Genomic DNA, 24422 nt, shown 5'->3' with positions numbered 1-24422 from the left:
CTTCCGTGTCATTTTGTGCTGCGCACCACGAAATCATCGGTTTCTGGCGCTTCGCCCGATTTCGCGTTAACCGCCGTGACAATCGCCGGTTCCGGTCCCTGCCAACAGCGTTCCAGCATATCTTCCACTGCCGCTTCCGCTCCGGAAAACAGCGCCTCGACCGATCCGTCGGACAGGTTGCGGACCCAGCCGCTCAAGCCCAGCTCCCGGGCTGTGGCCTCGGTCCAGCCGCGATACCAAACGCCCTGTACCTTACCCTCGATGATAACGGATACTGTCTTAACCATGTTCCACTCACTTCTACATAAAACCGTCTAATTAGAAACGGAGATGTATTGCGCAGCCTTGTTACTACTTTCGCGCAAAGCTTTTAAACTTTTGTAAAGATACGTCAACTTCTACAGCCGCTTACCTCTTGACCGTCACCGTTGAATGAGGCCCCCGAGTGCTTTTACAGCACCGGCGATATGATCGCCCCAGCGATGGCCGCAGCTGATCCTGATGCAATTTTCGAACCTGTCAGCAGCGGAAAAGACGTCACCTGGTGAGATGCAGATTCCCCGCTTCAGTGCATCTGCAAATAAATCACGCCCCCGATAACCCTCCGGCATTTCCACCCAGAGCACAAAGCCACCTTGCGGACGGCTGATCCGGGTGCCGTCCGGAAAATAATGCGCGATGGCCTGGCTCATTTTCGTGATATTGCCCGAAAAGATCCGGCGCAGGCGGCGCAAATGCTGATCATAGCCGCCGCGACTTAGATAATCCGCCACCGCCATTTGCGCCAAGGTCACGCCGCTCAACGTCATGGCCAGCTTCAATTCGACCAACTGATGGATATGCCGATGGCTCACAACCCAGCCAATCCGGTAGCCGGGGGCCAGTGTCTTGGATAGGGATGCGCAATAGATCACATCCGCCTCGCCGCCAAGCGCCATATAGGGCTTTGGCCGATTGCCGGTGAAATGAAGATCGCCGTAAACATCATCTTCGATCAGGGGAACACCCTTTTCCGCCAGGATCGCCAGCACGCGCCTTTTGTCCGCCTCGGAAAGCGCTGCGCCCAACGGATTGCTGAAACAGGAAGCAAACAGGCAGGCCTTGACCGGGTGCCGGGAAAGTGCCGCTTCAAACGCCGTTAGATCCAGGCCTTTTCCCGCATCCGTCGGCAATTCCAGGATTTTCAAACCCAGATTCTCGATGATTTGCAAAAGTCCGAATTAGGTCGGCGATTCGACCGCCACCAGATCCCCCGGTTTGGTCACACATTTCAGTGCCAAGTAGATTGCCTCGGTTGCGCCGCAGGTGATGGCCATATCCTCCGGGTCGACCACCTGGACCCATTCCAAAGCCCGCCGCGCCAGTTCCTGGCTCAGATCCGGGTTGCCCTTGGGTACCGTATAGAGATTGAAATCCGTGCTGCCGACCCGTGCCGCACGCGCCAGGCAGCGGTCCAACTTTTCCGAGGCCAGGATTTCCGTGGTTGGTATGGCACAACCCAATGGCAGCAGCTTTTGGTCCGATGCATGGACCAGCAGATTCTGGATTGAGCCAGACTTGTCGATCAGATCGATGATTTTTGGCGGGCCGGCTGGGCGCGGCAGATCCGGTCCGCCCTCGCCCAAGCCACGCACATAAAAACCCGATTTCGGCCGGCATTCCAGAACGCCTTGGTCCTCCAGCAGGCGATAGGCCTGCATGGCGGTCGACATGGCAATGCCGGATTGCCGGGAAAATTCCCGCAAGGATGGCGCCTTCATACCGATGCCCAACAGGCCACTGGAAAGCATGTCCAGGATGCGCGCGGCTGCCGCCTCATATTTGAAACTGTTTTCGCCCTGCATCGGTCATCCCTCAATCTGTTCCGTATGAGATTTACAAAATCTGTATCTGTTCCGCAATCACAAGGATCCGTACATAAGGAGCAGGCACAAGCCAGACCATAAGAAATACACAGGACAAAGGAAGGAAAACACCATGCCTTATCAAGCAATCAACCTGGCGGACAAACAAAAGCTGATCGACCGCCATTGGAGCCCGAAAAACATCGCCACCATGAATGACTATCTGTTCAAGCTGGCCAAGATCGAGGGGGATTTCATCTGGCATGACCATCCGGAAACCGATGAAACCTTCATTGTGCTGGATGGCGAGGTGCGGATCGATTTCCGTGACGGGGCGATCACCCTTAAGGCTGGCGAGATGTTTGTCATGCCCAAGGGCGTCGAGCATAAGCCTTTTGCGGAACAGGAAGCCCAAATCCTCTTGATCGAACCGAAAGGCACCCTGAATACCGGCAATGCCGGTGGCGATCGCACCGCACCGGAAGATGATTGGATCTAACAGACGTAAAGTGGCCCCGCGCCGGATCCGGAACGGGGCCACTTTCCAACAATGCACGGACGATCATTCAAATTCGATGATCTTCTGGTCGACAACCAGGCTTTCACCTGTATTGGCATGAAGCTTGGTGACCACGCAATCCTGGCTGGCGCGCATGACATTTTCCATCTTCATCGCCTCAATCACCGCCAATTCCGCCCCGGCCTTGACCTGATCACCTTCCGCGACCGATAGTTTGACCAACAGGCCCGGCATGGGCGAGATCAGGAATTTCGACATGTCCGGCGGGGCCTTGTAAGGCATCAGCCGAACCAGATGGGCCAGGCGTTTCGGCACCACCTGCACCCGGGTGCGGGCCCCGTCATGGGTCAAAATCACCCCACTGTCATGGCGGTCGATCTGCATCACCACTTTGCGGTCATCCACCAGCCCCCGGAACAGTCCCTCACCCGGTTTCCAGCCGCTGGAGACCTCTATCACCCGGCCTTCCACCTCGATCCGGTCGCGATCTTCCACCCGATTGACAACCAGTTCCAGCTCCGGTCGGTCCTGGTCGCCCAGGAAGGCGCTATATTCCGTCGCCCGAAGCGGGGCCGCCGGGGTGATCCGGCCCGAGATATTGCCGTCTTCCTCATCAACACGGGACTGGATGACAGCGGCGATCGCGGCAAACAGTTTGGGATCTTCCGGCACCAGCAATTCCGGGGTCAGGCCGTCCGGATATTCCTCGGCGATGAAGTTGGTGGTCATGGCCCCGCTGCGGAACCGCTCATGGCGGCACAGCTGTGCCAGGAAGGCCAGGTTGGTGGAAAGCCCGCGCACATAATAACGGTCCAGCGCTTCGCGCATATTGTCGATCGCCTGCTCGCGGCTATCGCCATAGGTGATCAGCTTGGCGATCATAGGATCGTAGAACATGGATATTTCCGCGCCCTCGACCACGCCAGTATCGACCCGAACCTCATTATCCTTTTCTTCCGGCGGCAGATAATCCACCAGACGCCCGGTGCTGGGCAGGAAGCCGCGCTCCGGGTCCTCGGCATAAAGCCGGGCTTCCAGCGCCCAACCGGTCAGGGTGACATCCTTCTGGGCCAGGGGCAGTTTTTCCCCATCGGCCACCCGGATCATCAATTCCACCAGATCCTGGCCAGTCACCAGTTCGGTCACCGGATGCTCCACCTGGAGCCTGGTATTCATTTCCAGGAAATAGAAATTGCGGTCCTTATCGACGATGAATTCCACCGTGCCGGCGGAACAATAATCCACCTGCTTGGCCAATTGCACCGCCTGTTCGCCCATGGCGGCGCGTGTTTCTTCATCCAGGAACGGGCTTGGCGCTTCTTCCAGCACTTTCTGGTGTCGGCGCTGGATCGAGCATTCCCGCTCACCCAGGTAAATGGCATTGCCATGGCTGTCGGCCATTACCTGGATTTCGATATGGCGCGGCTCCTCGATGAATTTTTCGATGAAAACACGATCATCGCCAAAGGAATTACGCCCCTCATTCATGGCCGAGACCAGGCCCTCGCGCGCCTCATCATCATTCCAGGCCAGGCGCATGCCCTTGCCCCCACCCCCGGCAGAGGCTTTCAGCATCACCGGATAGCCAATATCGTTGGAAATCTGCACTGCCTCTTCCGGGTCGGAAACGGCTTTCAGATGCCCCGGCACGGTGTTGACGCCCGCGGCCTCAGCAATCTTCTTACTTTCAATCTTATCGCCCATGGCCTGGATCGCGCCTTCCGGCGGGCCGATGAAGGCAACACCTTCCTTTTTCAGCGCGGCGGCAAAATGCCGGTTTTCGGACAGGAATCCATAGCCCGGATGCACCGCTTCAGCCCCGGTTTGGCGGATCGCCGCCAGGATATTATCAATCACCAGATAACTTTCGGCGCTGGGCGCCGGGCCCACGCAAACCGCTTCGTCGGCCATTTTCACATGCAAAGCATCCGCATCGGCCTCTGAATAGATGGCAACGGTTGCAATCCCCATTTTGCGGGCGGTTTTGATGACCCGGCACGCAATTTCACCGCGGTTCGCGATCAGGATTTTTTTGAACATATCTTTCCCTGAGCCCCTGTTGCTATATCTCGTCATTCACCCGCATGATCACCGATAGGCGATCACATTCAGGCTGATCGGCACATTGCCGATCTTCAATTCACTGGCATCCTGGAACAGGCCAAAAAATGGGACCTGTTCAACAGTTTCAAACTCGGCCTCCCCAAGGAAGGCCGCCAGCAGGTCCGGCGTGAACCCGACCTTATGATAGTCCCAATCATCCACCTGGCCGCCGAACAGCATGCGCATCAATTGGTAACGCATCTTGGTGTCGGTTCCTTCATGGGTGATCATCCGGCAGAGAACATCCATATTCGGCACACTGATCAACAACCTGGCCCCCGGTTTCATGACCCGGTGAAACCCTTTCAAGGTCGGGACCAACTCCCCCGCGTAACTTAAATGCTCCAAGGTGTGGCTGATATAAATATCCGCCACACTGCCATCGGCAAACTGGCTAAGATCCCGGCAATCCCCGACGATATCGACATGATCGCCCGGCTGCGCGTTCAGGATCGTCCAGCCCGCTTTCGGCTCTTTGCCGCCAATATGCAGGCGCAATGGCGTCACAGGGGGATGTTCCCATGTTTCTTCCAGGGATTGTCCAGTTTCTTGTTCCTCAGCATACGCAGGGCACGGGCCAGGCGTGGCCTGGTATTATGCGGCCGGATAATGTCATCGACAAAGCCCTTGGCGCTGGCGACAAAGGGGTTGGCAAATTTCTGCTGATATTCGTCCGTGCGCGCCTGGATCTTTTCCGGATCATCCCGGTCGGCCCGGAAAATGATCTCTACAGCCCCCTTCGCGCCCATCACGGCAATCTCCGCGTTGGGCCAGGCATAATTCACATCCCCGCGCAAATGTTTGGAACTCATTACATCATAGGCCCCGCCATAGGCTTTCCGGGTCACCACGGTGACTTTGGGAACGGTGGCCTCGGCATAAGCATAAAGCAGCTTCGCGCCATGTTTGATAATACCGCCATATTCCTGGGACGTTCCGGGCAGGAAGCCCGGCACATCAACAAAGGTCACCAGCGGAATATTGAAAGCATCACAAAAGCGCACAAAGCGCGCCGCCTTGATGGAGCTGGAGATATCCAGACATCCCGCCAGGACCATCGGCTGGTTGGCGACGATGCCGACAGGATGGCCTTCGATGCGACCGAAGCCGGTGATGATGTTGGCGGCATATTCCGGCTGGGTCTCGAAGAAATCACCCTCATCCACGACCTTGAAGATCAGTTCCTTCATGTCATAGGGCTTGTTCGGGTTTTTCGGCACCAATGTATCAAGCGACATTTCCGGCCGGTTGGCCGGGTCGGCGGTCGGCTTGACCGGGGCTTTCTCCCGGTTGTTGGACGGCACAAAGCCCATGAAGCGGCGCAGCTGGGTCAGGGCTTCCACATCATCCATGAAGGCCTTGTCGGCAACGCCGGAGCGCGAGGTATGGGTCATCGCCCCGCCCAGCTCTTCCTGAGTGACATCTTCGTTGGTGACCGTCTTGACCACTTCCGGGCCGGTCACGAACATGTAGGAACTGTCCTTGACCATGAAAATGAAGTCGGTCATGGAGGGGGAATAAACAGCGCCGCCGGCACAAGGCCCCATAATCATGGATATCTGCGGCACCACGCCAGACGCCAGCACATTCAGCTGGAACACATCGGCATAACCGCCAAGGCTGGCCACGCCTTCCTGGATGCGCGCGCCACCGGAATCGTTCAATCCGATCACCGGCGCCCCCACCTTCATGGCCTGTTCCATGACCTTGCAGATCTTGCGCGCATGAGCCGCCGAGAGCGAACCGCCAAAAACGGTAAAATCCTGGGAGAAGACGAATACCGGCCGGCCATTGATCGTGCCATAGCCGGTAACCACGCCATCACCCGGCACTTTGTTGTTTTCCATACCGAAATCGGTGCAGTCATGTTCGACGAACATGTCCCATTCTTCAAAAGAGTCTTCATCCAGCAGGAACTCGATCCGCTCACGCGCCGTCAACTTGCCCTTGGCATGCTGGGCATCGATGCGCTTCTGCCCGCCGCCCAGGCGCGCGGCATCCCGCTTTTCCTCAAGCTGCCGGATGATTTCTTCCATGAACACTCTCCCGCTCGGTGCGATTTATCGTAATTTGTCTGGGCCGCCATGATGGCATAGTCAGCCGCCCAAGTTGAGCATAATAACATACGCATGCGTATGGTTTTCTGTGATTTATTTACGCAACCGGATTGAAGAACGCAAGAAAAAACATACGCATGCGTATGGAAAAACAAATAAATTCCATTTTAACAGACAGTTACAATATCTGCATTGAAGGACTCACATGCACCGACGGCCTCCGCCAAGAGCGGGGACGCAAACAGCAAAAGGGTATGATTGCTGCATTTAGCGGTCAGCGATCCTCAGCAGACGCGAATCGCTTTGATGAAAGGCGTCAGGCCCGGGCCAGTTTCAGGAACTGTTCGGCATTAGCCATGTCGCCCTGCCGTTTTTCGCGCGCCGCTGCGGCTTCTTCATCCTCGCCCCACAGCTCTGCCTGATGCAGCTCATCCAAGAGGCTCACCTCCAGAGCATCGGCAGCACTTATTTCCTCACGCAGCACCGCCAGCCCCAGCACCAGTGATCCGGTCATGGTGGTAAACTCATGCAATGCGGCCATTTCAAAGGCGTTACATTGCGCAACAACACGCGACAGGGCGGCCAGGCTCTCTTCCGGTTGCGTCACATGCATGATCCCCCTCGTGGAGGTGAGCGGCGCATCCAGAGCGGTCATCGCCCAATCCAGCCAGGGCTGCCATTGTTTGACCTGTTTTTCATGCAGATCGGGTTGGTTCTCATCCGCGCGGTAACAAAGAAGATCGGTTCCGCCATAAGCGCTGATGGTTTCCGCCACATGATCCATCTGGGTGCCCACCCGATCGATCGCCGTACTGGCCAAGGTCATCATGGGCATGGTCGCGGGGTCGATTTTCTCTTCCTGCGCATTCCATTCCTCAGCCACCGCCTCTGCTAGGGCCAGGCTGGCCAGTTCCAAGGCCGCCTTGGCCGGTGTCTTCAAAACACGGCCATCCAGGGTCACGGTATGGCTGCCATTCTCCAGCGGCTTGGTTTCGGCGAGTTTGAAGATCTTTTTCAACGGTTCTGGCTCCGGATGGGAAAAGAAAAATGCGGCCGCTTTTTGCCATTGGCGACCGCATTTTTCAATTCAATCCTGCCAATATCCGGCAAGCCGTTGAAATTATCCGCCAAACAGGCCTTTCAATAATTCCTTACCCGCATCCTTCAACTGTTCTTTCGGCTTTTTGGGCTCCGCATTCTGCTCCTGCTGCTGCGGCTGGGCCGCGGGCTGGGTGGCCTGCTGCTTTTTCTGGTTGCTGGGCCGCAGGTTGACGCAGGGGCTTTCCTCGCCCACCGGCACACCAACCGCCTGCATGGTATTGATCGGCAGCTTCAGTAAGTTCCCGAGCGTGCCAAGCGCAGACCCCAGAACATCGGTGCTGGAAACCGGATTGTTCAGGGTACCGGTCACATGCTGGCTGACCGCTACTTCCGATACACCAAACAAGCGCTGCGGCGTGATGGTCAAATCCAGGGTTTCACGCCCCAGATCTACCGTGCCGGTTCCCGTGCTGGTGAAATATTTGCTGTCCAGCAACAGGTTATTGGTATTCACAACGCCCTTGGTGACTGAATAATCCGCCACCATGCAATGCAACTTCAACTGTTCCGGCAGTTCTTTGTCACGGGTTGCCGCACTCAAGAGATTGGGGACCACGCTGACAATTTCCTGTAAGGACAATGGTGCGCTGGTTTCGCCCGGCACCACCGCAGCCAGCAACGGCCCACCGGCCATCAGTTGCAAGGCGCTCTTGCGGTCGACCAATGCATCTACCGCAGACGCCTTCATATGGCCCTGCAGGCTGGCCGCCATGGCCGCAGGCGACTTGCCCGCCGCCTGCAGGTTGATATCCAGCAGGAACGGCCCTTGGATCAGGCCGTCATAATCGGTGAATTTGGTCAAATTCTCCATCGGATAACCATCGGTCTTCACCACCGCCGTCATGGTCGGGATATCCTTGCGGGCATCAAAGGTGAAACTGCCGGAAAGAACCCCCGCCTCCGGGTCCTTGAGCGCCATATTGGAAATGGTGATCAGGCCGTCCATGGCTTCCAGGTTGAAGGTCATCGCATGGACCTCGCCATTGGGCATGATCAGCTTTTCCAGATTCATGTCAAAGCGCGCGCGCGATTTCCTGATAAACGCCAGGTCATATGGCTCGGCTGAGAAAACCCGTGCTTCGGCTTCGCTGGATTTCTGCTTGCTGCTGGAAGTTGTGACCGCTTTCGCCGTATCACTGCCGCCTGTTTTAACCGGCGGTTCAACCATCTGCTTTTTCAGGTCCGCCAGATAAAGGACAGGACTGTCCAAGGCCCCGTCCACATCCACACGATCCTCGGCCAGATTAGCATTGATATGGCCTTTGACTTGGCTCTTGCCAACCGAAAGATCCAGGCTCGGCACCCGGATCGTGCCGCCATTGTCACCGGAAACCAGCACGGCGAGCGCAAGATTTTCCAACGCCGGCACAGAGGTCTGCACAATGTCAGCAATCTGACCAAGATTGGAGGACTTCACCTTCACATCCAGATCAATCCCCTGCTGTTTCATCAGGTCACCGATCGATCCGGTCGCGACCAGAGCGATATCATTGCGCCGCTTCACTTCCGCCTGCAGGTTGGACAGCGCAATGGCCTTGTCCAGATCACCGGTCAGGCGGCCTTTGGCGGAGACCTTGCCCAGATCCGGGATTTCGACGCCTTCAATTTTCGGCAGGCGCGTGGTGTCCGCAATTTCGATATCGACATCCATCGCGATGCCTTGCACATCCTTCACATTGGCAATGCTGCCGGTGGTGCGGATGTTCCAATCCTTGCCCCTGGCGACCTGAAGGTCCACGCCGCTCGCTGCCAAGTTGCCGTCAACATCACCGCTTACTGTGCCTGTCAGGGTGACCCGGCCCAGATCAGGTAGGACCAGATCCGGAATTTCCGTGATATCGGCTAGGCTGGCCACCTGCGCGTTCACATCCAACGCAATGCCGGTTTGTTTTAGCAGGTCCGCCACCGTACCGGAGACCTGGCCCTGGATGTTGCCGCCGGAGAGATTGAGATCAAGATTGCTCAGGGCCAGGCGCTCCTGCTGGCCGGACAGCTTGAAAGCCGCCTTCACTCTGCCAAGATCCGGCAATTCCTGCCCCAATACACGACCCAGCTGCTCGGTGGAAGCCACCGCCAGATCTGCGTTCAGCGCAATCCCTTTTTGTGAAAAAATATCCGCTACATCGCCATTAATGCGTGCCTTGATCAGCTGATCACGGCCAAGGTCGATTGCAATATCATTGGCTGCCAAAGACCGGTCCGCATCCCCCTTCAACAGCAGGGAGAGATTCAACGGGCCAAGCGCCGGGACCTTTTCCCCGGTCAGTGGCTCGGTAATCCGGGAAAGCGTACCGATCTCGGCACTTTCAACGGAGACAAACACATTCATGCCGCGGCCGGTGGCCGGCTCATCAATGCCACCCGACAGGCCAATCTTGGTCCCGGCCAGATCACCGGCCAGGTCAATCACCCATAGGCGGTCCGCATTCAGCATGTCATTGGGCGCGCCCAGTTCACCGGCAAAGGTGATCGGGATATCATCCGCGCGGCCCTCCAGGCTGACCGCCAGGGGATCAAACGGTCCCTTGCCGGTAATCAGAAGATTGGCGAGATCCAGTGAGCGCTCCTCCGCCGCGGCCAGATCCTTGTAGCGTACCTTCACGTCGGACAGGTCCACATTGCGCAGGATCGGCAGAGACAGACCTGCCTCACCGGCGGAACCGCCGCCGGAAGATTGGCTGCCACCAGAGGACTTACCACCGCCTTTCGCGGGTTCAAATTCAAGGTTGGTTTTACCGGAAGGCGCCTTTTCCACCAGCATGCGCAAACCGGCGATTTCAATGGTATGGATATCGACAACACCGTCCAGGATCAACGGCATCAAGTCCAGTTTGACATCCAGCCGTTTCAGGCTGGCCATTTCCTTTTCACTGCCCCAATCCGCATTGGCAAAATGCACATCATTCAGCTGGATGGACGGCGTCAGGGATAGATCCACATCCATCCGGCCCCGGATCTCAAGATCCCGGCCGGTGGCTTCGCGCACTTCCGCTTCCACCAGATAACGGTATTCGTTGTAATCCAGGTTCAAAACCACGGCGACCGCAATCCCGGCCATGGCCAGGAACACCACAAACAAACCACTGATAATCTTGAAAAATTTTTTCATCTCAGCCAACCCAAATCTTTTCAAGGCAATCCGGGATCTCCCGGAAATCACTAACAACCATCCGCGCCCCGGCCCGTTTCAGGGCATCGGTACCATGATATCCCCAGTCCACGCCAATTGCGAGGGTGCGGGCATTCACAGCTGTTTGAATATCGAAAACCGTATCCCCGATCATCACCGTATCTTTTGGGTCCGCTCCAACCTCCGCGATGGCATCTTGCAAGATCGCGGGATTGGGCTTTCCTGGGCCATCATCAGCGGTTTTCGTAACCGTGAACAATCCCTCCAGATCCTGTTCACCAAGCGTGCGTTCCAACCCGCGCCGCCCCATACCGGTGGCGATGCCCAGCACATATCCTTCGTCATTGAGGGTATGCAGTATTTTCCGGCAATGGGGGAAAAGACGCGCCTGCCGTGTGGCCGGAAGCTTATGCTCATAGATGGCGGCATGGAAATCATGGCCGATTTTCCGGTGAAGGTCCGCGCTCTCACCCGGCAGCATATTGGCCACCCCCTCTTCCAGTGGTAATCCCACCTGGGCCGTCACATCGGCCCGGGCGGGAGCCGGCAACCCCGCCTGTTCAAAGGCGAATGCCATGGCGGCAAAGATCCCATACTGAGAATCCACCAGGGTGCCGTCACAATCAAAAACCACGAAACGCAACGTGGATAGGGCCATAGAAACCTGCCTAGGCGTTAATCAATCAGATCTTCAAACGGATCTTCATTCAACCAGTCGGACCCATCGAAACCAAACAACTTAAATGTGGTTTTCATATGATCCGGCAAGGGAGCCTTCACCCGGGCATTGCTGCCAGGAATATCAATCTCGCGCGCATGAAGATGCAGGCGCTTTTCAATTTCGTCGCCATCAATGAAGGCGTCCTGGCCGCCATATTTGCCATCGCCTAGGATCGGCGTGCCAAGCGCCGCCATATGGACACGCAACTGATGAGTGCGCCCGGTCTTCGGCCAGAGCGCCACCAGACAAAGCCTTTTGCCCGCTCGCTCCAGCACCCGGAATTCGGTTACAGAGGGCTTGCCTTCCTCGGTATCCACCACCATGCGCTCTCCGGCCTTGCCCGGCAGTTTGGCGAGCGGCAGGGTGATCGTACCGCTGTCCATTTCCGGCAGGCCGACCAGTATTGCCCAATAAATCTTGCGGGTTTCCCGCCCCTTGAAGACCTTGCCCAGGTCCGATGCGCTCTGCCGGTTTCGGGCCAGCAGCATCACGCCGCTGGTATCCTTGTCCAGACGGTGCACCAGGCGCGGCTTTTCCTCTGCATCATATGTCAACGCTTCCAGCATGCCGTCCAAATGGCGCTCCATCTTGGTGCCGCCCTGCACCGCCAGGCCCGAGGGTTTGTTGATCGCAAGAACATCTTTGTCCTTATAAATCACCAGGGATTGCGCCAGCTTCCGATCCGCATCGGTGAGCACATATTTCGGCTTTTCACCGCTTGGAGCCTTCGTGGTCGCCGCATCCCCCAGCGGCGGAATACGGATCGCCATGCCCACTTCAAGGCGCTGGCTGGTCTTGGCGCGCTTGCCATTGACCCGGACCTCGCCCTTGCGCACGATCTTTTGCAGCTTGCCAAAAGGCAGTTCCGGGAAATGCAGTTTGAACCAGCGGTCGAGACGCATATCGGCCTCGTTCCGGGCGACGTAACGGGTCTGAACCCCACTCATAATGCCTCACTTAAAAACTATACATAAACACGCCACAGCGGCGATCAATTCAGGATCAAATATTTGGTGGCCTGCATGCCAAGCTTCAGGCCCGCGACGGATAAGACAACCGAGAGAACCATATAGGTCATCGCCGTTCCCCAATGCCCCTTGTTCAGCAACAGAACCGAATCCAGCGCGAAGGTGGAAAAGGTTGTGAAGCTGCCAAGGATACCGACGGCCAGAAATGCCCTCATCTCCGGCGCAGGCGACCAGAAAAGGCCGAAGATTTCAACCAGCGCGCCCATGATCACGGCCCCAAGGATATTCACAGCGAAAATGCCCCAGGGCGCACCGGTATGCAGCGCCACCCAATGGGCGGCAAAATGCCGGGCAACCGCCCCCACCGCGCCGCCGGCGGCAATGGCCATGATCATCTTCATGTGAACCGATACATCCCTGGTCTGCGTTAACTCTGGTTGCGCTTTTTGCGTAATTTGTCCCAGTAATCAAGCCGCTTGCGGATTTCACGTTCAAAACCGCGCTCCACCGGCTGATAGAAATTTTCCCGTTTCATCGTCTCAGGAAAAAAATTCTGCCCGGAAAACCCGTCTTCGGAATCATGATCATAGGCATAGTCGGCTCCATAGCCCAGATCTTTCATCATCTTGGTCGGCGCATTCAGAATATGTTTCGGTGGTGCCAGCGATCCCGTATCCTTGGCCACCCGTTGGCAGGTTTTGAAGGCCTTGTATGCCGCATTGGATTTCGGCGCGGTCGCCAGATAGATCACCACCTGGGTCAAGGCCAATTCCCCTTCCGGTGATCCCAGCCGCTTATAGGTATCCCATCCGGCCAGCGCCTGCACGGCTGCCGCCGGATCGGCCATGCCGATATCCTCATAGGCGAACCGGATCAGGCGCCTTGCAATATAGAGCGGGTCTTCTCCCCCGGCCAGCATCCGCCCGAACCAATAGAGCGCCGCATCACAATCAGAACCACGCAGGGATTTATGCAGCGCACTCATCAGATTATAGTGGCTGTCCTGACCCTTGTCATAAACCGGCAGGCGGCGCTGGACCACCTTGGCCAGTTCATCCCGATCCATGGGTTTGGAAATACCCAGCGCATAAAGCGCCTCGACCATATTCAAGAGATAGCGACCGTCACCATCGGCCATGCCGAGCAGGCTGGCGCGCGCCTCCGCGTTAAGCGGAATGGGCCTCCCTTCCAAATCCTCGGCCCGGCCAACCATCAGGTTGAGCGCTTCTTCATCCAGCCGGTTCAGCACAAAGACCTGACAGCGCGACAGCAAAGCCGCATTCAGCTCGAAACTGGGATTTTCCGTGGTCGCTCCCACCAGGATGACCGTGCCATCCTCTACATAGGGCAAAAATCCATCCTGCTGGGCCTTGTTGAAACGATGGATCTCGTCCACGAACAGACAGGTGCCCTTGCCGCCCATGCGCCTGTCCCGGGCGCGGTCAAAAACCTTGCGCAGGTCCGCAACACCCGAAAATACCGCGCTCAACGGTTCGAAGGCCAGGTCGGTTTGATCCGCCAGCAGCCGGGCCATGGTGGTCTTGCCGCAGCCGGGTGTTCCCCACAGGATCATAGAGGTCAAACGCCCCTGATCGATCATCCGGCGGATCGGCCCCTCTTCGCCCAGAAGATGGTCCTGGCCCACAACTTCCTCAAGCGTCTTGGGCCTGAGTCTGTCCGCCAGGGGGCGGGGCGCATCGGCTTCGAAGAAGCCACCGCCGAATAATCCGTCCGAGTCCGACATTTTACCGGACCTCAATTACACGTTTGCGGCCATTTTGTTCCACCACCAGATGCCATTCGCCTGGCGGGTCTGCAACAACGGCGCGCACATCATCAACCGAGGTAATCTCTTCGCCGTTCACGCTCAGGATTTTTGTCCCAGGCTTGATCTGCAGGCGGTTGGCCAGCGACCGTCCCGCCACGCGCATCACCATGACACCCCTCTGGTCAGTGGGCAGGCCGACCTCATCCGCCACAGCCGGTGACAGATTGACAATTTCCGTCCCGGCAAGCGGGCCGTGCCCTCCCACCTGATAGGTATCACGCGGCGGGTCTTCCGGCGGTGCAATCAAATCAAAGCCGATGGTTTCCCGGTCGCCCGAACGTAGAATGCCGAGCTCCGACCGGCCGCCGACACCCTTGGTTGCCAGTTTGAACCGGAGCGTCTGCGCATCCTCCACTTCCTGCGCATCCACCTCCAGAATCACGTCTCCGGGCCGGATGCCTGAATCCGCAGCGGGGCTGCCGTCATAAATCGATTCAACCAAAACCCCGCCAGGCCTGTCCATGCCCAGCGCCTCGGCGGTTTCATAATCCACATCCCGACCGCTGAAGCCGAGCCAGGGCCGAACCAACGGCTTACCGGATATGGCACTTTCCACAACCGCATTGGCCATGGAGGCCGGCACGGCAAAACCGATCCCCATATTGCCGCCGGTCTTGGAATAGATCGCCGTGTTGATGCCAATCACTTTGCCGGAAAGATTAATCAGGGCACCGCCCGAGTTACCGGGATTGATCGCCGCATCGGTCTGGATGAAGGATCGGAAATCCGTGATCCCGACAGATGTACGGGCCAGGCCTGAAACAATGCCGCTGGTGACCGTCTGGCCGACCCCAAACGGGTTGCCGATGGCAATCACCAGATCGCCCACTTCCAGCCCTTCCGAATTACCGAATTCCAGTACCGGCAAATCTTCAGGCGCGCCAACCAGACGCAAAACCGCTAGATCTGTACGCTCATCCTTGAGCAGCAATTCAGCGGGAAACTCACGCCGGTCCGCCATTACCACGCGGATCTCCTGCGCATCACCAATCACATGATGGTTGGTGATGACGATGCCCCCCTCGCGCACAATCACGCCCGAACCCAGGGAGTTTTCCACCCGCTGGCGCTGCCGTCCCAGAGGGGCTTGCCTGCCAAAGAAACGCTGGAACAGCGGATCGTCAAAAAGCGCACCGCGACGGCGCTGCTGTACGATCTTCTTGGCATAGATATTCACCACCGCAGGTGATGCATTCTTCACCAACGGCGCAAAAGACAGCTGGATCTGTTCCCGGCTCTGCGGCACGTCAGCCGCGTTACCGGGCACGACCGGCAGGGATACCAGAGGAAAAATCAGGGACAGGGCCGCAACCCGATTCAGCAAGCTATTCTTAATCATGATCTGCAATGTAGGTATCGAAGGTGGCGAAAAAAAGGAAAAACAGCAAACAGCCGAAGGGCCGGTCGAGGCCGGCCCTTCAACAAACTATAAACCGGTCACGAACCGGCGAAAAGACTCAAGCCTGATTGGCCTGCCCTTCTTGTGCCAAGGCATTGAACTTAGCCAGCAGATACTCGACATTCTCGCCGCCATATTCATCAACAATATCTTCGTGAACAGTGAGGATATGTTCCAGCATACGGCGCATCTGTTCGTCCGGATTGCCGTCATAGCGTTCGCCTTCCGCATCCCGGACCAGCGACACGGCAGTCTGGAACGCGCCAAAAAGCTGCTTTGGCAGGCCCGCCTTGCTGAACAGCGACTTGAACCCCAACTCCCCCTCGTCATGGATCAGGATCCGGGCGTTGTTGAGCGGGATCCCGCCCATCACCGCCAGCGATGTTTCAAAAAACGCCAAATCGCCAACACTGAGGGAACGGAGAATAATGGAAGGGGTCAGCCGCTTATTCGTGTGAAGCTGGCGCACAAGGGTTTCTACATCATGCTCGTCTGCACCCGCCGTAACCAGGCTTATGGTCGCCCGTTCCCGCGCCTGCAGGATAAGATCCGTCGCGGTTTCATTGCCAAGCTCATGATGGGTGACCAGATGATGCTGCAGGTCTTCCGACAGCTTGGTCACCAGACGCTCGGCAATATTGAGCGGCAATTGGGAGCGATGCACCAGCGGGCTTTGAACCTCGACATCATCGCCATACTGGTCGACCACCTTGTTCAAGGTGCCTTCCGAAAGACTGACTTCATCGTTGGAAACAAGGGTGACAACGGCGCGCTTGTCGCCCTCTTCAACCAATGTGTCCGCCACCGCCTCCGAGACATCCGTCCGAGAGGCAACCGCCACCTGGCGGTCCACGGACTGGGTCCGGATAATTGCGATCAATTCTTCATCACTGAGCGCTTCGGAAAACTGAATAATCGGCAGGGCCACGGCATCGCTGACATCCTCGGCCAGGGATACGGCCACATCCTTGGGAATATTCGGCGCGGCTTTCAAATTTTCCGCCAGCGCCACCCGGACACGTTCCTCGACATCACGGACCATGATGCGGAAAATATCCTGCGCGAGCGCCCGTTCATTATCTGATAATTTGCCATCGCCGAACCGGCTGGCCACTTTGGTGGCCGTTTCCGCCCGGTTGTCGACGGAAGGATCTTCCATCAGGCGTTTTACATCTTCTGCGCTTAAGCTTCCCGCCATACTATGGTCTTTCCTTGCATCAATGCCCCAAAATCCATCCGCCTATCATACAGCAATTTTCTGAACGATGCGCCCTATTCCTTGAAAAGGACGAAAATTTTCACTCTTTTCCAATAGGTTTGCCCGAGGCGTTCAAAAACTTTACCTGCCCCCTAGGCGATTTCAACGGAAAAAAACCAACAGGAAGTTAGATAAAATACGAACCATATTCAGGCTCAGGATTACCAATCACCTAAATGTCAGGAAGCACAGTATAAATCGTGCAGTGCTCCAATCACGGCGATGGTTTCTTCGCCCCTTAGGGAATAATAAATGGTTTGAGCCTCACGCCTGGTCTGGACAAATCCATCCCGGCGCAGCCGCGCCAGATGCTGCGACAGTGCCGACTGGCTGACACCGATCACTTTCTCCAATGCCCCAACAGACATTTCTCCCTGAGACAAATAACACAGGACCATGAGCCTCTTTTCATTGCTCATGGCCTTCAAAAGCAGGCTGGCCTGCCTGACATTCGCTTCCATATCCGAAGGCTTCATGACACCCCGCCTAAGCCTGTTTACACCCTGTTTTTCATCGGCAGCCTCACCCCGCCGCCAACATCAGACTACTTGAATAGTTCACTAATGCCAATGCGTGCCTGCATTTGTCCGTCTGCCGCCCCCTTGCGAGGCCCTAGTCGGCAACAGCAGGCGCGGTCTTGGTCGGGCGCTCCATCAAGCCAATGATCAATGTCATCAGCGGCGGCACAATGGTCAAAGTCAGCACGGCGGACAGCGCCAAACCGCCCACCACAACAGATCCCAAACCGCTGTAAATTTCAGAACCGGCCCCGGGGAACACCACCAACGGCAGCATGCCAACGACACTGGTCAGGGTGGACATGAAGATCGGCCGCACCCGGTTGTTGGTCGCCTCCACAATCGCCTCCGCCGCAGCCATTCCCTCGGCCCTTATGTGATGCAGGGTTTGATGTACAATCAAAATCGCATTATTCACCACGATCCCGATCAAAATCACAAAGCCCAGAATGGTAAGCATGTTGAATGTCTGGAATCGGAATTCCGCCAGAATGGAATAGCCGATCAACCCGCCCGCCGTTGCCAGCGGCACCGCAAACATAATGATCAGCGGATACAAGAAGCTCTCAAACAAGACCGCCATCACCAGGAAGACAATCACCAGCGCAATCAGCAGATCCACTTGCAGTTCCGCCCAGGTCGCCGCCAATTTTTCAGCCGTGCCGGTCATTTGCAACCGGACGCCATCCGGCAGGCCCTGCGCTTTCAGGGGCTTGATCACCTCCGCCTCTATCTTTTCCAGAGCGGTTTCCAGGGGGATCGCGCTGTTTGGACGGATGGTCAATGTAATCGTCCGCACACGTTCTGTGTGGCGAATTTCTGTCGGTCCCGCCGTCACATCGATCCTGGCCAGCGAGCTAAGTGGCAAAATCGTGCCCGACGAGGTTACCACGGGCAGATTGTTGATTCCCTGGGTGCGGCTGGCATAGCGGTCCGGGCCGGTCAGCATTAAATCAATCAATTTTCCCTCATAAGTGATCTCATCGACCCGCAGCCCATCATTGAAGGCATCCACGGTCAGACCCAACTCACGCGCCGTTACACCGTTATCCGAGAGATGAACCGCGTCCGGCTCGACCCGGATTTCCGGCGCCCCCAGCTCCAGCCCCGGGCGAGGACGCAGCTGGTTCCCTTCGCTGGTCGGAAGGATTTGGGACACCATTCCTGCCGCCTGCTGAGCGATCGCAATCACCTGTTCCAGATCCGGCCCGGTGATATCAAGATCCACCGCACGCGTCCCGCCAACACCCCGACCGAAAATGGATGGTTGAGTGAAAAATCCGAAGGTACCGGGCTCTCGATAAATCGGCCCGGTCAGCGGCCCCAACAATTCACCAGCCCGCTGGGAATCTACTGCACTCGCGCCCATGAAAGTACGGTTATTGGTTGCCACAAAGAAGAAATTCTCAATTTTCGGCGGCTCGCCCGGCGCGGATTCCGGACCGGTTTCCGAGGCCCAGAGCGGTCGGACCGCTGTTTCGACCCGCCCCGCCATCTCTTTCATGGTTTCCAGATTGTAACCTGGCGGCGGGAACAGCATGCCAAAAACAAAATTCCGGTTGCCTTCAGGCAGATATTCCAATTTTGGGATCAGCATATATGTGACCGTTCCCGCGACCGCGGTGACAGAAACCACCATAACCAACGCCAGCCGGCGGCTGCTCACCATGGCGCGTGTCAATCGGTTGACCAGTTTCATGAAGGCCTTACCGAAGGCATCCACCAGAGGAAGGCTGACCAGCCGCCGGGACGGATCAGCGATATCATGGGACAGTAACCAATTGGCGAGCGCCGGAACCACCGTGATGGAAACCAGCAGCGACAAAAGCACCGCGACCGAGATCGCCACCGCAATGTCGCGGAATAGTTGCCCCACCTCCAGCTCCATGATCAGGATCGGGATGAAGACCATCACCGTAGTCAGGGCGGAAACCAAAATCGCCCCCCAGACCTGGGCGGCACCGTGATAGGCCGCTTTGCCGATCGGCTGGCCCTGCTGACGCAGGCGGTAGATATTTTCCAACACCACAATGGCTGCATCCACCACCATGCCAACAGCAAAGGCAATCCCCGCAAGCGAGACCACATTCAACGACCGGCCCATAGCCGCCATGGCCACGAATGAAGCCACAACCGACACCGGAATAGCCAGCGCCACCACCAGGGTCGCCCGGACTGAGCGCAAAAACACCAACAGGATGATCGCAGCGAGAATGCCACCGACCCAGATATTCTGGGTCACCAAATCAATCGCGGAATTGATATAGACCGTCTCATCATACAGCTGTTCCATGAGCAACCCGCGATCGGGCAACGCATCGGCATTCAGTTCCGCAACGGCGGCACGAATGGCGGTCATCACCTCGATTACATTGGCCCCGGTTTCCCGTGTGGCATTAACAGCAACAGCTTCAAAACCGCTTGAACGAATATCTGCGCCGGGTTCCTTGTAAGCCATTGTGACCGTTGCCACATCGCCAACGGTCACCCGCGCCGTCCGGCCACTCACGCTGTCCTGAGAAGAACGCAACACCACCCGTCGCACCTGATCGAGGCTGGAAAATTCATTATCCGTGCGCACCACATAGCGGCGCTTGCCTTCATCAACCTTGCCACCGGTGACAGAGGCATTGGCCGCCCGCAATCGATCCAGCACATTGGATACGGTCAGGCCATAGCGCGCCAGCAGGGCCGGTTCGACCACCACCTGCATCTCCCGTTCACCGCCGCCATAAACATTGACCTCACTGACGCCGGGAACACGCTCGATCCGCTCTTTGACCACATCGACCACGAAATCGCGATAGGTTCCAATCGCCGGACCGGTTTCATTATCCGTTTTGCGAATCCGAAACCAGGCAATGGCATTATCTTCCGATCCGACCGTTGCCAGGGTCGGTTCATCCGCTTCGTCCGGATAGCCGCTGACTCGATCCAGGCGGTTGGCCGTCAACAGCAGGGCCCGCCCCATATCCTGGCCGACATCAAACTCCAACGTAATGCGCGCCTGCCCGTTGCTGGCCGAACTGGTCATGGATTTCATGCCTTCCAGCCCTTTGAGCACATCTTCCTGCTCATTGACGATTTCCCGCTCCACCTCAGCAGGGGCAGCCCCCGGCCAGTTGGTGCTGACCGTAATCACGGGACGGGATACATCCGGCGCCAACTGGATCGGGATGGAGGTCAAGGCCACCGCCCCGAACATCACCGCCATCAAAACCGCCGCGATCACCGCGACCGGCCGCTGAATGGAAAGGGAAATCAAATTCATGACGCCAACGCCTAAAGATTAACGGTTAAAGATCAGGGACTGCTTTGCGGATCAACCGCCTGTGCCATTGCCGGGCATGCCCTGATAGGTGACTTCCTGGCCGGGCTGGATGCGTTCATTGCCACGAATCACCGTGACATCGCCGGGTTCGAGGCCGGAGAGCACCTCCAACCGGTCGCCGACAGCCTCGCCATAGGTGATTTCCCGGATCTCGGCCACACCGTTGCGCACAACATAAACCCGGTTCCGGCCGCCCTGGGGCAGGACCGCATCCTTGTGAACCGATACGATCTCGCGGGCGGTGCCGACGGGAATAAAGACCGTCACGGACTGCCCCGCCGCAAGTGCGCCTGGTTCAGTTGCCTTGGCCGCCGGTGTGAAACGGACCGCACGGGTCCGGGTCAAAACATTTTCATCCGGCACCACCGCACGTACGATGGCCTGCTGGTTCTCGCCCGCCACCAATTCTATCTCGACCAGACGGCCTGGCGTCAGGCCCGCAATCCGATTCGCCGGCACATCCGCCTCAACTTCCATATCCTCATCATTGAGCAGGGTGACCACATTGCCGCCAGCACTCAGATATGCGCCCCTTTCTGTGTGCCGTTCGATCACCACACCGTTAAAGGGCGCCAGAACACGGGTCCGTTTCAAATCAATTTCGGCCAGCGCCAGGCTGGCCTGGGACTTCGCGACCGCGGCTTCAGCTTCCGCCTGTTCGGACCGCAGGCGCGCCACTTCCTTCTTTTTGTCATCCAGGCGCGCCTGGGAGAAAGCCGCAGATCCTTTCAACCGCTCAAGTCGTTTCTGTTCCTGCAGTGCCAGGCCCAGCGCCTCTTTCGCGGTCGAGAGCTCGGCGCGGCTCTGCTTGACAGCGGCCGCCTCAAGATTCCGTTCCTGAGTGATAACCGCATCATCAAGACGAATCAGCACCTGTCCCGCTTCTACACGCTCCCCGACCTCGACCTCTACCGCCGCAACCGGGCCTGCGGTCAGGCTGGAAACCACACCGCGCTCACGCGCAACAAACCGCCCGATCACCGGCATGGTCTGGGACAAGGGCTGGCTGATCACCGTATCCACATCCACAAGGGCAGGAAATCCCTTGCCCTGCGCCAGTGCCGGGGCAGCAAACAGCATTGCGACCGCGGCAACCGTGGCCACCCCCATCACCCGTTTCAATCCAGATACCGTCATCATCCCATCCTTCACTGACCCGTTCCACACGGATATTATCCACCTATTATATGTCATTTACTCTGCCCCGGCACAAATCCGGGTCAACAGGCCTATTCCCGCCCCATCAGCGCCTGGATATGCGCTGCTGCAGACCGTCCCAGCGCGGCGAGATCATAGCCCCCTTCCAGGGTTGAAACGATCCTGCCCCCACAACATTCATCCGCCACGGCCATTAATTCCTGCGTCACCCAGAAATAGTCGTCATCCGTCAAAGCAAGCTGGGCCAGGGGATCATCCCGATGGGCATCGAAACCGGCCGAAATGAATATCAGGTCCGGCCGGTGTTCTTTCAATGCCGGAAAGATCCTACCCTGGTACGCCGCGCGAAATCCATCGGATCCCGTATGGGGACTTAAGGGCACATTCAAAATATTGCCGGCCACCCCGGTTTCAAAATCCCGCCCTGTTCCCGGGTAAAGGGGGCTTTGATGGCTCGAGGCATAAAACCAATCAGCCTCCCCCTCGAACATCGCCTGGCTGCCATTGCCATGATGCACGTCAAAATCCACTACCGCCACCCGGTCGACCCCATATATGGCCCTGGCATGGGCCGCACCGACCGCGACATTATTGAACAGACAAAACCCCATGGCCCGGTCCGGTTCCGCATGATGGCCCGGCGGCCGGACCAGACAAAAGGCGTTTTGATCCTCGTCCTTCAACACCGCATCCACCGCCGCTGTGACCGCACCGGCCGCACGAAGCGCCGCCTCGCCCGATCGCGGACACAGGCTGGTATCCACATCCAGCATATGCCGCCCGTCATCGGGCACAGCATCCAATAGGTCATCCACATAGCGGCCCGGATGCACAAGACGGATCGTCGCGCGATCCGCCAGCGGCGCCTCCCGGCGCTCCAGATCCTGAAACTCCTCACCTGACAAAGCCTGCAGTATCGCATCAATCCGGGCTGGCTGTTCCGGATGGCCCGCCCCCATATCATGGCGGCGGCAATTATCATGCGTGAATAACAAGGTCATTTTTGCCCCCTCCCCCAAGGACTCTCTGCCCGGCAAAAGGCCGAGCCCGAAAAATGCGACCCGCGTCAGAAAAATGCCGGACGAGTGTAGCAATAAACCGCTGAAACAAAAGCGGAATTTAATTTTAAATATAATGATTGCGCCAGCCTTCCATGTCCCGGTTAAAAAACCTTGCACATGAAGGGCATAACCATCTTGGCCTCACTGGAGAGAGGCATTACACTCGCCGCCTGTTTCAGATCCGGAGTTCTATAAAATGGCAGATGCAATTCCCCAGGAAATTTCCGCGCTCAGTTTCGAAGACGCGCTCAAGCAGCTTGAAATGATCGTCAAAGACCTGGAAGGGGGCAACGTCTCCCTGGATGAATCCATCAATGCCTATGAACGCGGTGCCCAACTAAAGCGTCATTGTGAAACCAAACTGGCGGAAGCCCGGATGCGGGTGGAGAAAATCTCCCTCGATTCCAACGGCAAGGCCCAGGCCGTTTCCGCCGAAATCGAATAATCAATCATCGCCTGACCACCGCACTGCTGGGCGGTTTCTCCTTTGTGATTCGCTCTATTGAAGGTATTGATGACGGATATGCTCACACTCAAAGATGCAATGGCCGCCGCGGCGGACAAGGTGGAAACCGAATTGGACCGGCTGCTGGCCGTCCATGAAGCGCCGGAACAGCAGCTGATCGCCGCCATGCGGCATGGCAGCCTGAACGGCGGCAAACGGTTCCGACCGTTCCTGCTGCTCGAATCCGCCAAGCTGTTTTCGGTCTCGCCATCCTCCGCGCTGCGCGCCGCCGCCGCGATCGAGCTGGTCCATTGCTATTCGCTGATCCATGACGACCTGCCGGCCATGGATGACGATGATCTGCGGCGCGGGTTGCCCACGGTTCACAAGCAGTTTGATGACGCAACCGCCATTCTGGCGGGCGACGCCTTGCTGACACTCGCTTTCGAAGTTCTTTCCCATCCGGACACCCACGCCAATGCCCGGATCCGCTGTGACCTGGTCCACGCCTTGGCACGGGCTTCCGGCGGCCATGGTATGGTCGGTGGTCAGATGATTGATTTGCGCGCCCAGGATCAGGAACTGGATATTCATGCCATTACCCGTCTGCAACGGCTGAAAACCGGCCGATTGATCGAATTTTCCTGCCGGGCCGGTGCCATTTTGGGCAACGCCCAGGAAAAAGCCAGCGAGGCCCTGCGCGGCTATGCCCAGGATTTGGGCCTCTGTTTCCAAATCGCAGATGATCTGCTTGATGTGGAAGGGCGCGAGGCGGAAACAGGCAAGGCGGTTGGCAAGGATGCAGGGGCAGGAAAAGCCACATTCGTTTCCATTATGGGCGTTGAACGCGCCCGCGATCAGGCCCGCATGCTGGCCGACCAGGCGGTTGACCATTTGGCGATTTTCGACGAAAAGGCTGATTTCCTCCGCGAAGTTGCCCGATTTGTCGTGGATCGTCGCAGTTGATTGGCAATTTGTTA

The 24422-nt window shown here is 57.4% G+C and carries 21 protein-coding genes; 3 read left to right on the top strand and 18 right to left on the bottom strand.

Features of this window, described 5'->3' with window-relative positions:
* Positions 1-8 precede the first annotated feature (8 nt).
* The 3 genes from DFP90_RS08645 to DFP90_RS08635 form a co-directional block, all read right to left on the bottom strand.
* Positions 9-287, bottom strand: a complete 279-nt coding sequence (locus tag DFP90_RS08645) for an acylphosphatase (RefSeq protein ID WP_115936050.1) — start codon at positions 285-287, stop codon at positions 9-11.
* A 135-nt stretch (positions 288-422) separates the two neighbouring features.
* On the bottom strand, positions 423-1211 hold the full coding sequence (locus DFP90_RS08640) for an aminotransferase-like domain-containing protein (protein ID WP_115936049.1): 789 nt from the start codon (positions 1209-1211) through the stop codon (positions 423-425).
* 9 nt (positions 1212-1220) lie between these two features.
* Positions 1221-1844, bottom strand: a complete 624-nt coding sequence (locus DFP90_RS08635; protein WP_115936048.1) for a GntR family transcriptional regulator — start codon at positions 1842-1844, stop codon at positions 1221-1223.
* Between the two features lie 133 nt (positions 1845-1977).
* Between DFP90_RS08635 and DFP90_RS08630 the strand changes: the two genes are divergently transcribed.
* Positions 1978-2343, top strand: a complete 366-nt coding sequence (locus tag DFP90_RS08630) for a cupin domain-containing protein (RefSeq protein WP_115936047.1) — start codon at positions 1978-1980, stop codon at positions 2341-2343.
* A gap of 63 nt (positions 2344-2406) precedes the next feature.
* On the opposite strand, the gene DFP90_RS08625 is transcribed toward DFP90_RS08630, so the two are convergent.
* The 15 genes from DFP90_RS08625 to DFP90_RS08555 all read right to left on the bottom strand — a co-directional run bounded on the left by DFP90_RS08625 (position 2407) and on the right by DFP90_RS08555 (position 22937).
* Positions 2407-4404 carry an acetyl-CoA carboxylase biotin carboxylase subunit gene (locus DFP90_RS08625; protein ID WP_115936046.1) on the bottom strand — a complete coding sequence of 666 codons (1998 nt, stop codon included), beginning with the start codon at positions 4402-4404 and terminating at the stop codon, positions 2407-2409.
* Positions 4405-4452: 48 nt separating this feature from the next.
* On the bottom strand, positions 4453-4974 hold the full coding sequence (locus DFP90_RS08620) for a class I SAM-dependent methyltransferase (RefSeq protein ID WP_115936045.1): 522 nt from the start codon (positions 4972-4974) through the stop codon (positions 4453-4455).
* Positions 4971-6503: an acyl-CoA carboxylase subunit beta gene (locus DFP90_RS08615; protein ID WP_115936044.1), complete on the bottom strand. Its 1533-nt coding sequence runs from the start codon at positions 6501-6503 to the stop codon at positions 4971-4973. The genes DFP90_RS08620 and DFP90_RS08615 overlap by 4 nt, the downstream gene beginning before the upstream one ends.
* A gap of 337 nt (positions 6504-6840) precedes the next feature.
* The gene (locus tag DFP90_RS08610; RefSeq protein WP_181905256.1) at positions 6841-7542 is read right to left on the bottom strand and encodes an ATP12 family chaperone protein; all 702 of its coding nucleotides are present in this window, start codon (positions 7540-7542) and stop codon (positions 6841-6843) included.
* A gap of 102 nt (positions 7543-7644) precedes the next feature.
* Positions 7645-10734 carry an AsmA family protein gene (locus DFP90_RS08605; RefSeq protein WP_115936042.1) on the bottom strand — a complete coding sequence of 1030 codons (3090 nt, stop codon included), beginning with the start codon at positions 10732-10734 and terminating at the stop codon, positions 7645-7647.
* Position 10735: 1 nt separating this feature from the next.
* A complete protein-coding gene (locus DFP90_RS08600; RefSeq protein ID WP_115936041.1) occupies positions 10736-11413 on the bottom strand; it encodes an HAD-IA family hydrolase in 678 nt (225 codons plus the stop codon).
* A 17-nt stretch (positions 11414-11430) separates the two neighbouring features.
* A complete protein-coding gene (locus DFP90_RS08595) occupies positions 11431-12423 on the bottom strand; it encodes an RluA family pseudouridine synthase (RefSeq protein ID WP_115936040.1) in 993 nt (330 codons plus the stop codon).
* A gap of 44 nt (positions 12424-12467) precedes the next feature.
* Positions 12468-12845, bottom strand: a complete 378-nt coding sequence (crcB, locus tag DFP90_RS08590; protein ID WP_115936039.1) for a fluoride efflux transporter CrcB — start codon at positions 12843-12845, stop codon at positions 12468-12470.
* 26 nt (positions 12846-12871) lie between these two features.
* Complete coding sequence (locus DFP90_RS08585; RefSeq protein ID WP_115936038.1) at positions 12872-14188, bottom strand: replication-associated recombination protein A; 1317 nt, start codon at positions 14186-14188, stop codon at positions 12872-12874.
* Position 14189: 1 nt separating this feature from the next.
* Positions 14190-15611, bottom strand: a complete 1422-nt coding sequence (locus tag DFP90_RS08580; protein ID WP_115936037.1) for a Do family serine endopeptidase — start codon at positions 15609-15611, stop codon at positions 14190-14192.
* Positions 15612-15729: 118 nt separating this feature from the next.
* Positions 15730-16869 (bottom strand): SpbR family protein, encoded by a 1140-nt coding sequence (spbR, locus tag DFP90_RS08575; protein ID WP_115936036.1) that lies wholly within the window; start codon positions 16867-16869, stop codon positions 15730-15732.
* Between the two features lie 239 nt (positions 16870-17108).
* Entirely contained in the window at positions 17109-17405 is a 297-nt protein-coding gene (locus tag DFP90_RS08570) for an ArsR/SmtB family transcription factor (protein ID WP_115936035.1), read from the bottom strand.
* A gap of 136 nt (positions 17406-17541) precedes the next feature.
* Positions 17542-20718 carry an efflux RND transporter permease subunit gene (locus DFP90_RS08565; protein ID WP_115936034.1) on the bottom strand — a complete coding sequence of 1059 codons (3177 nt, stop codon included), beginning with the start codon at positions 20716-20718 and terminating at the stop codon, positions 17542-17544.
* A gap of 51 nt (positions 20719-20769) precedes the next feature.
* Positions 20770-21918, bottom strand: a complete 1149-nt coding sequence (locus DFP90_RS08560; protein WP_181905255.1) for an efflux RND transporter periplasmic adaptor subunit — start codon at positions 21916-21918, stop codon at positions 20770-20772.
* Between the two features lie 89 nt (positions 21919-22007).
* Positions 22008-22937 (bottom strand): histone deacetylase family protein, encoded by a 930-nt coding sequence (locus DFP90_RS08555; RefSeq protein ID WP_115936032.1) that lies wholly within the window; start codon positions 22935-22937, stop codon positions 22008-22010.
* A 256-nt stretch (positions 22938-23193) separates the two neighbouring features.
* Here DFP90_RS08555 and DFP90_RS08550 point away from each other — a divergent pair, with 256 nt between their 5' ends.
* Together DFP90_RS08550 and DFP90_RS08545 are read left to right on the top strand one after the other, a co-directional pair.
* On the top strand, positions 23194-23442 hold the full coding sequence (locus tag DFP90_RS08550; RefSeq protein ID WP_115936031.1) for an exodeoxyribonuclease VII small subunit: 249 nt from the start codon (positions 23194-23196) through the stop codon (positions 23440-23442).
* 69 nt (positions 23443-23511) lie between these two features.
* Positions 23512-24408 (top strand): polyprenyl synthetase family protein, encoded by an 897-nt coding sequence (locus DFP90_RS08545; protein WP_115936030.1) that lies wholly within the window; start codon positions 23512-23514, stop codon positions 24406-24408.
* The last annotated feature ends 14 nt before the right edge of the window (positions 24409-24422 follow it).

Source organism: Aestuariispira insulae, assembly GCF_003385955.1.
Taxonomy (GTDB): Bacteria; Pseudomonadota; Alphaproteobacteria; order UBA8366; family Aestuariispiraceae; genus Aestuariispira; species Aestuariispira insulae.
Note: the sequence above shows the minus strand (reverse complement) of the source record. Positions and strands in the feature narration are given on the sequence as shown.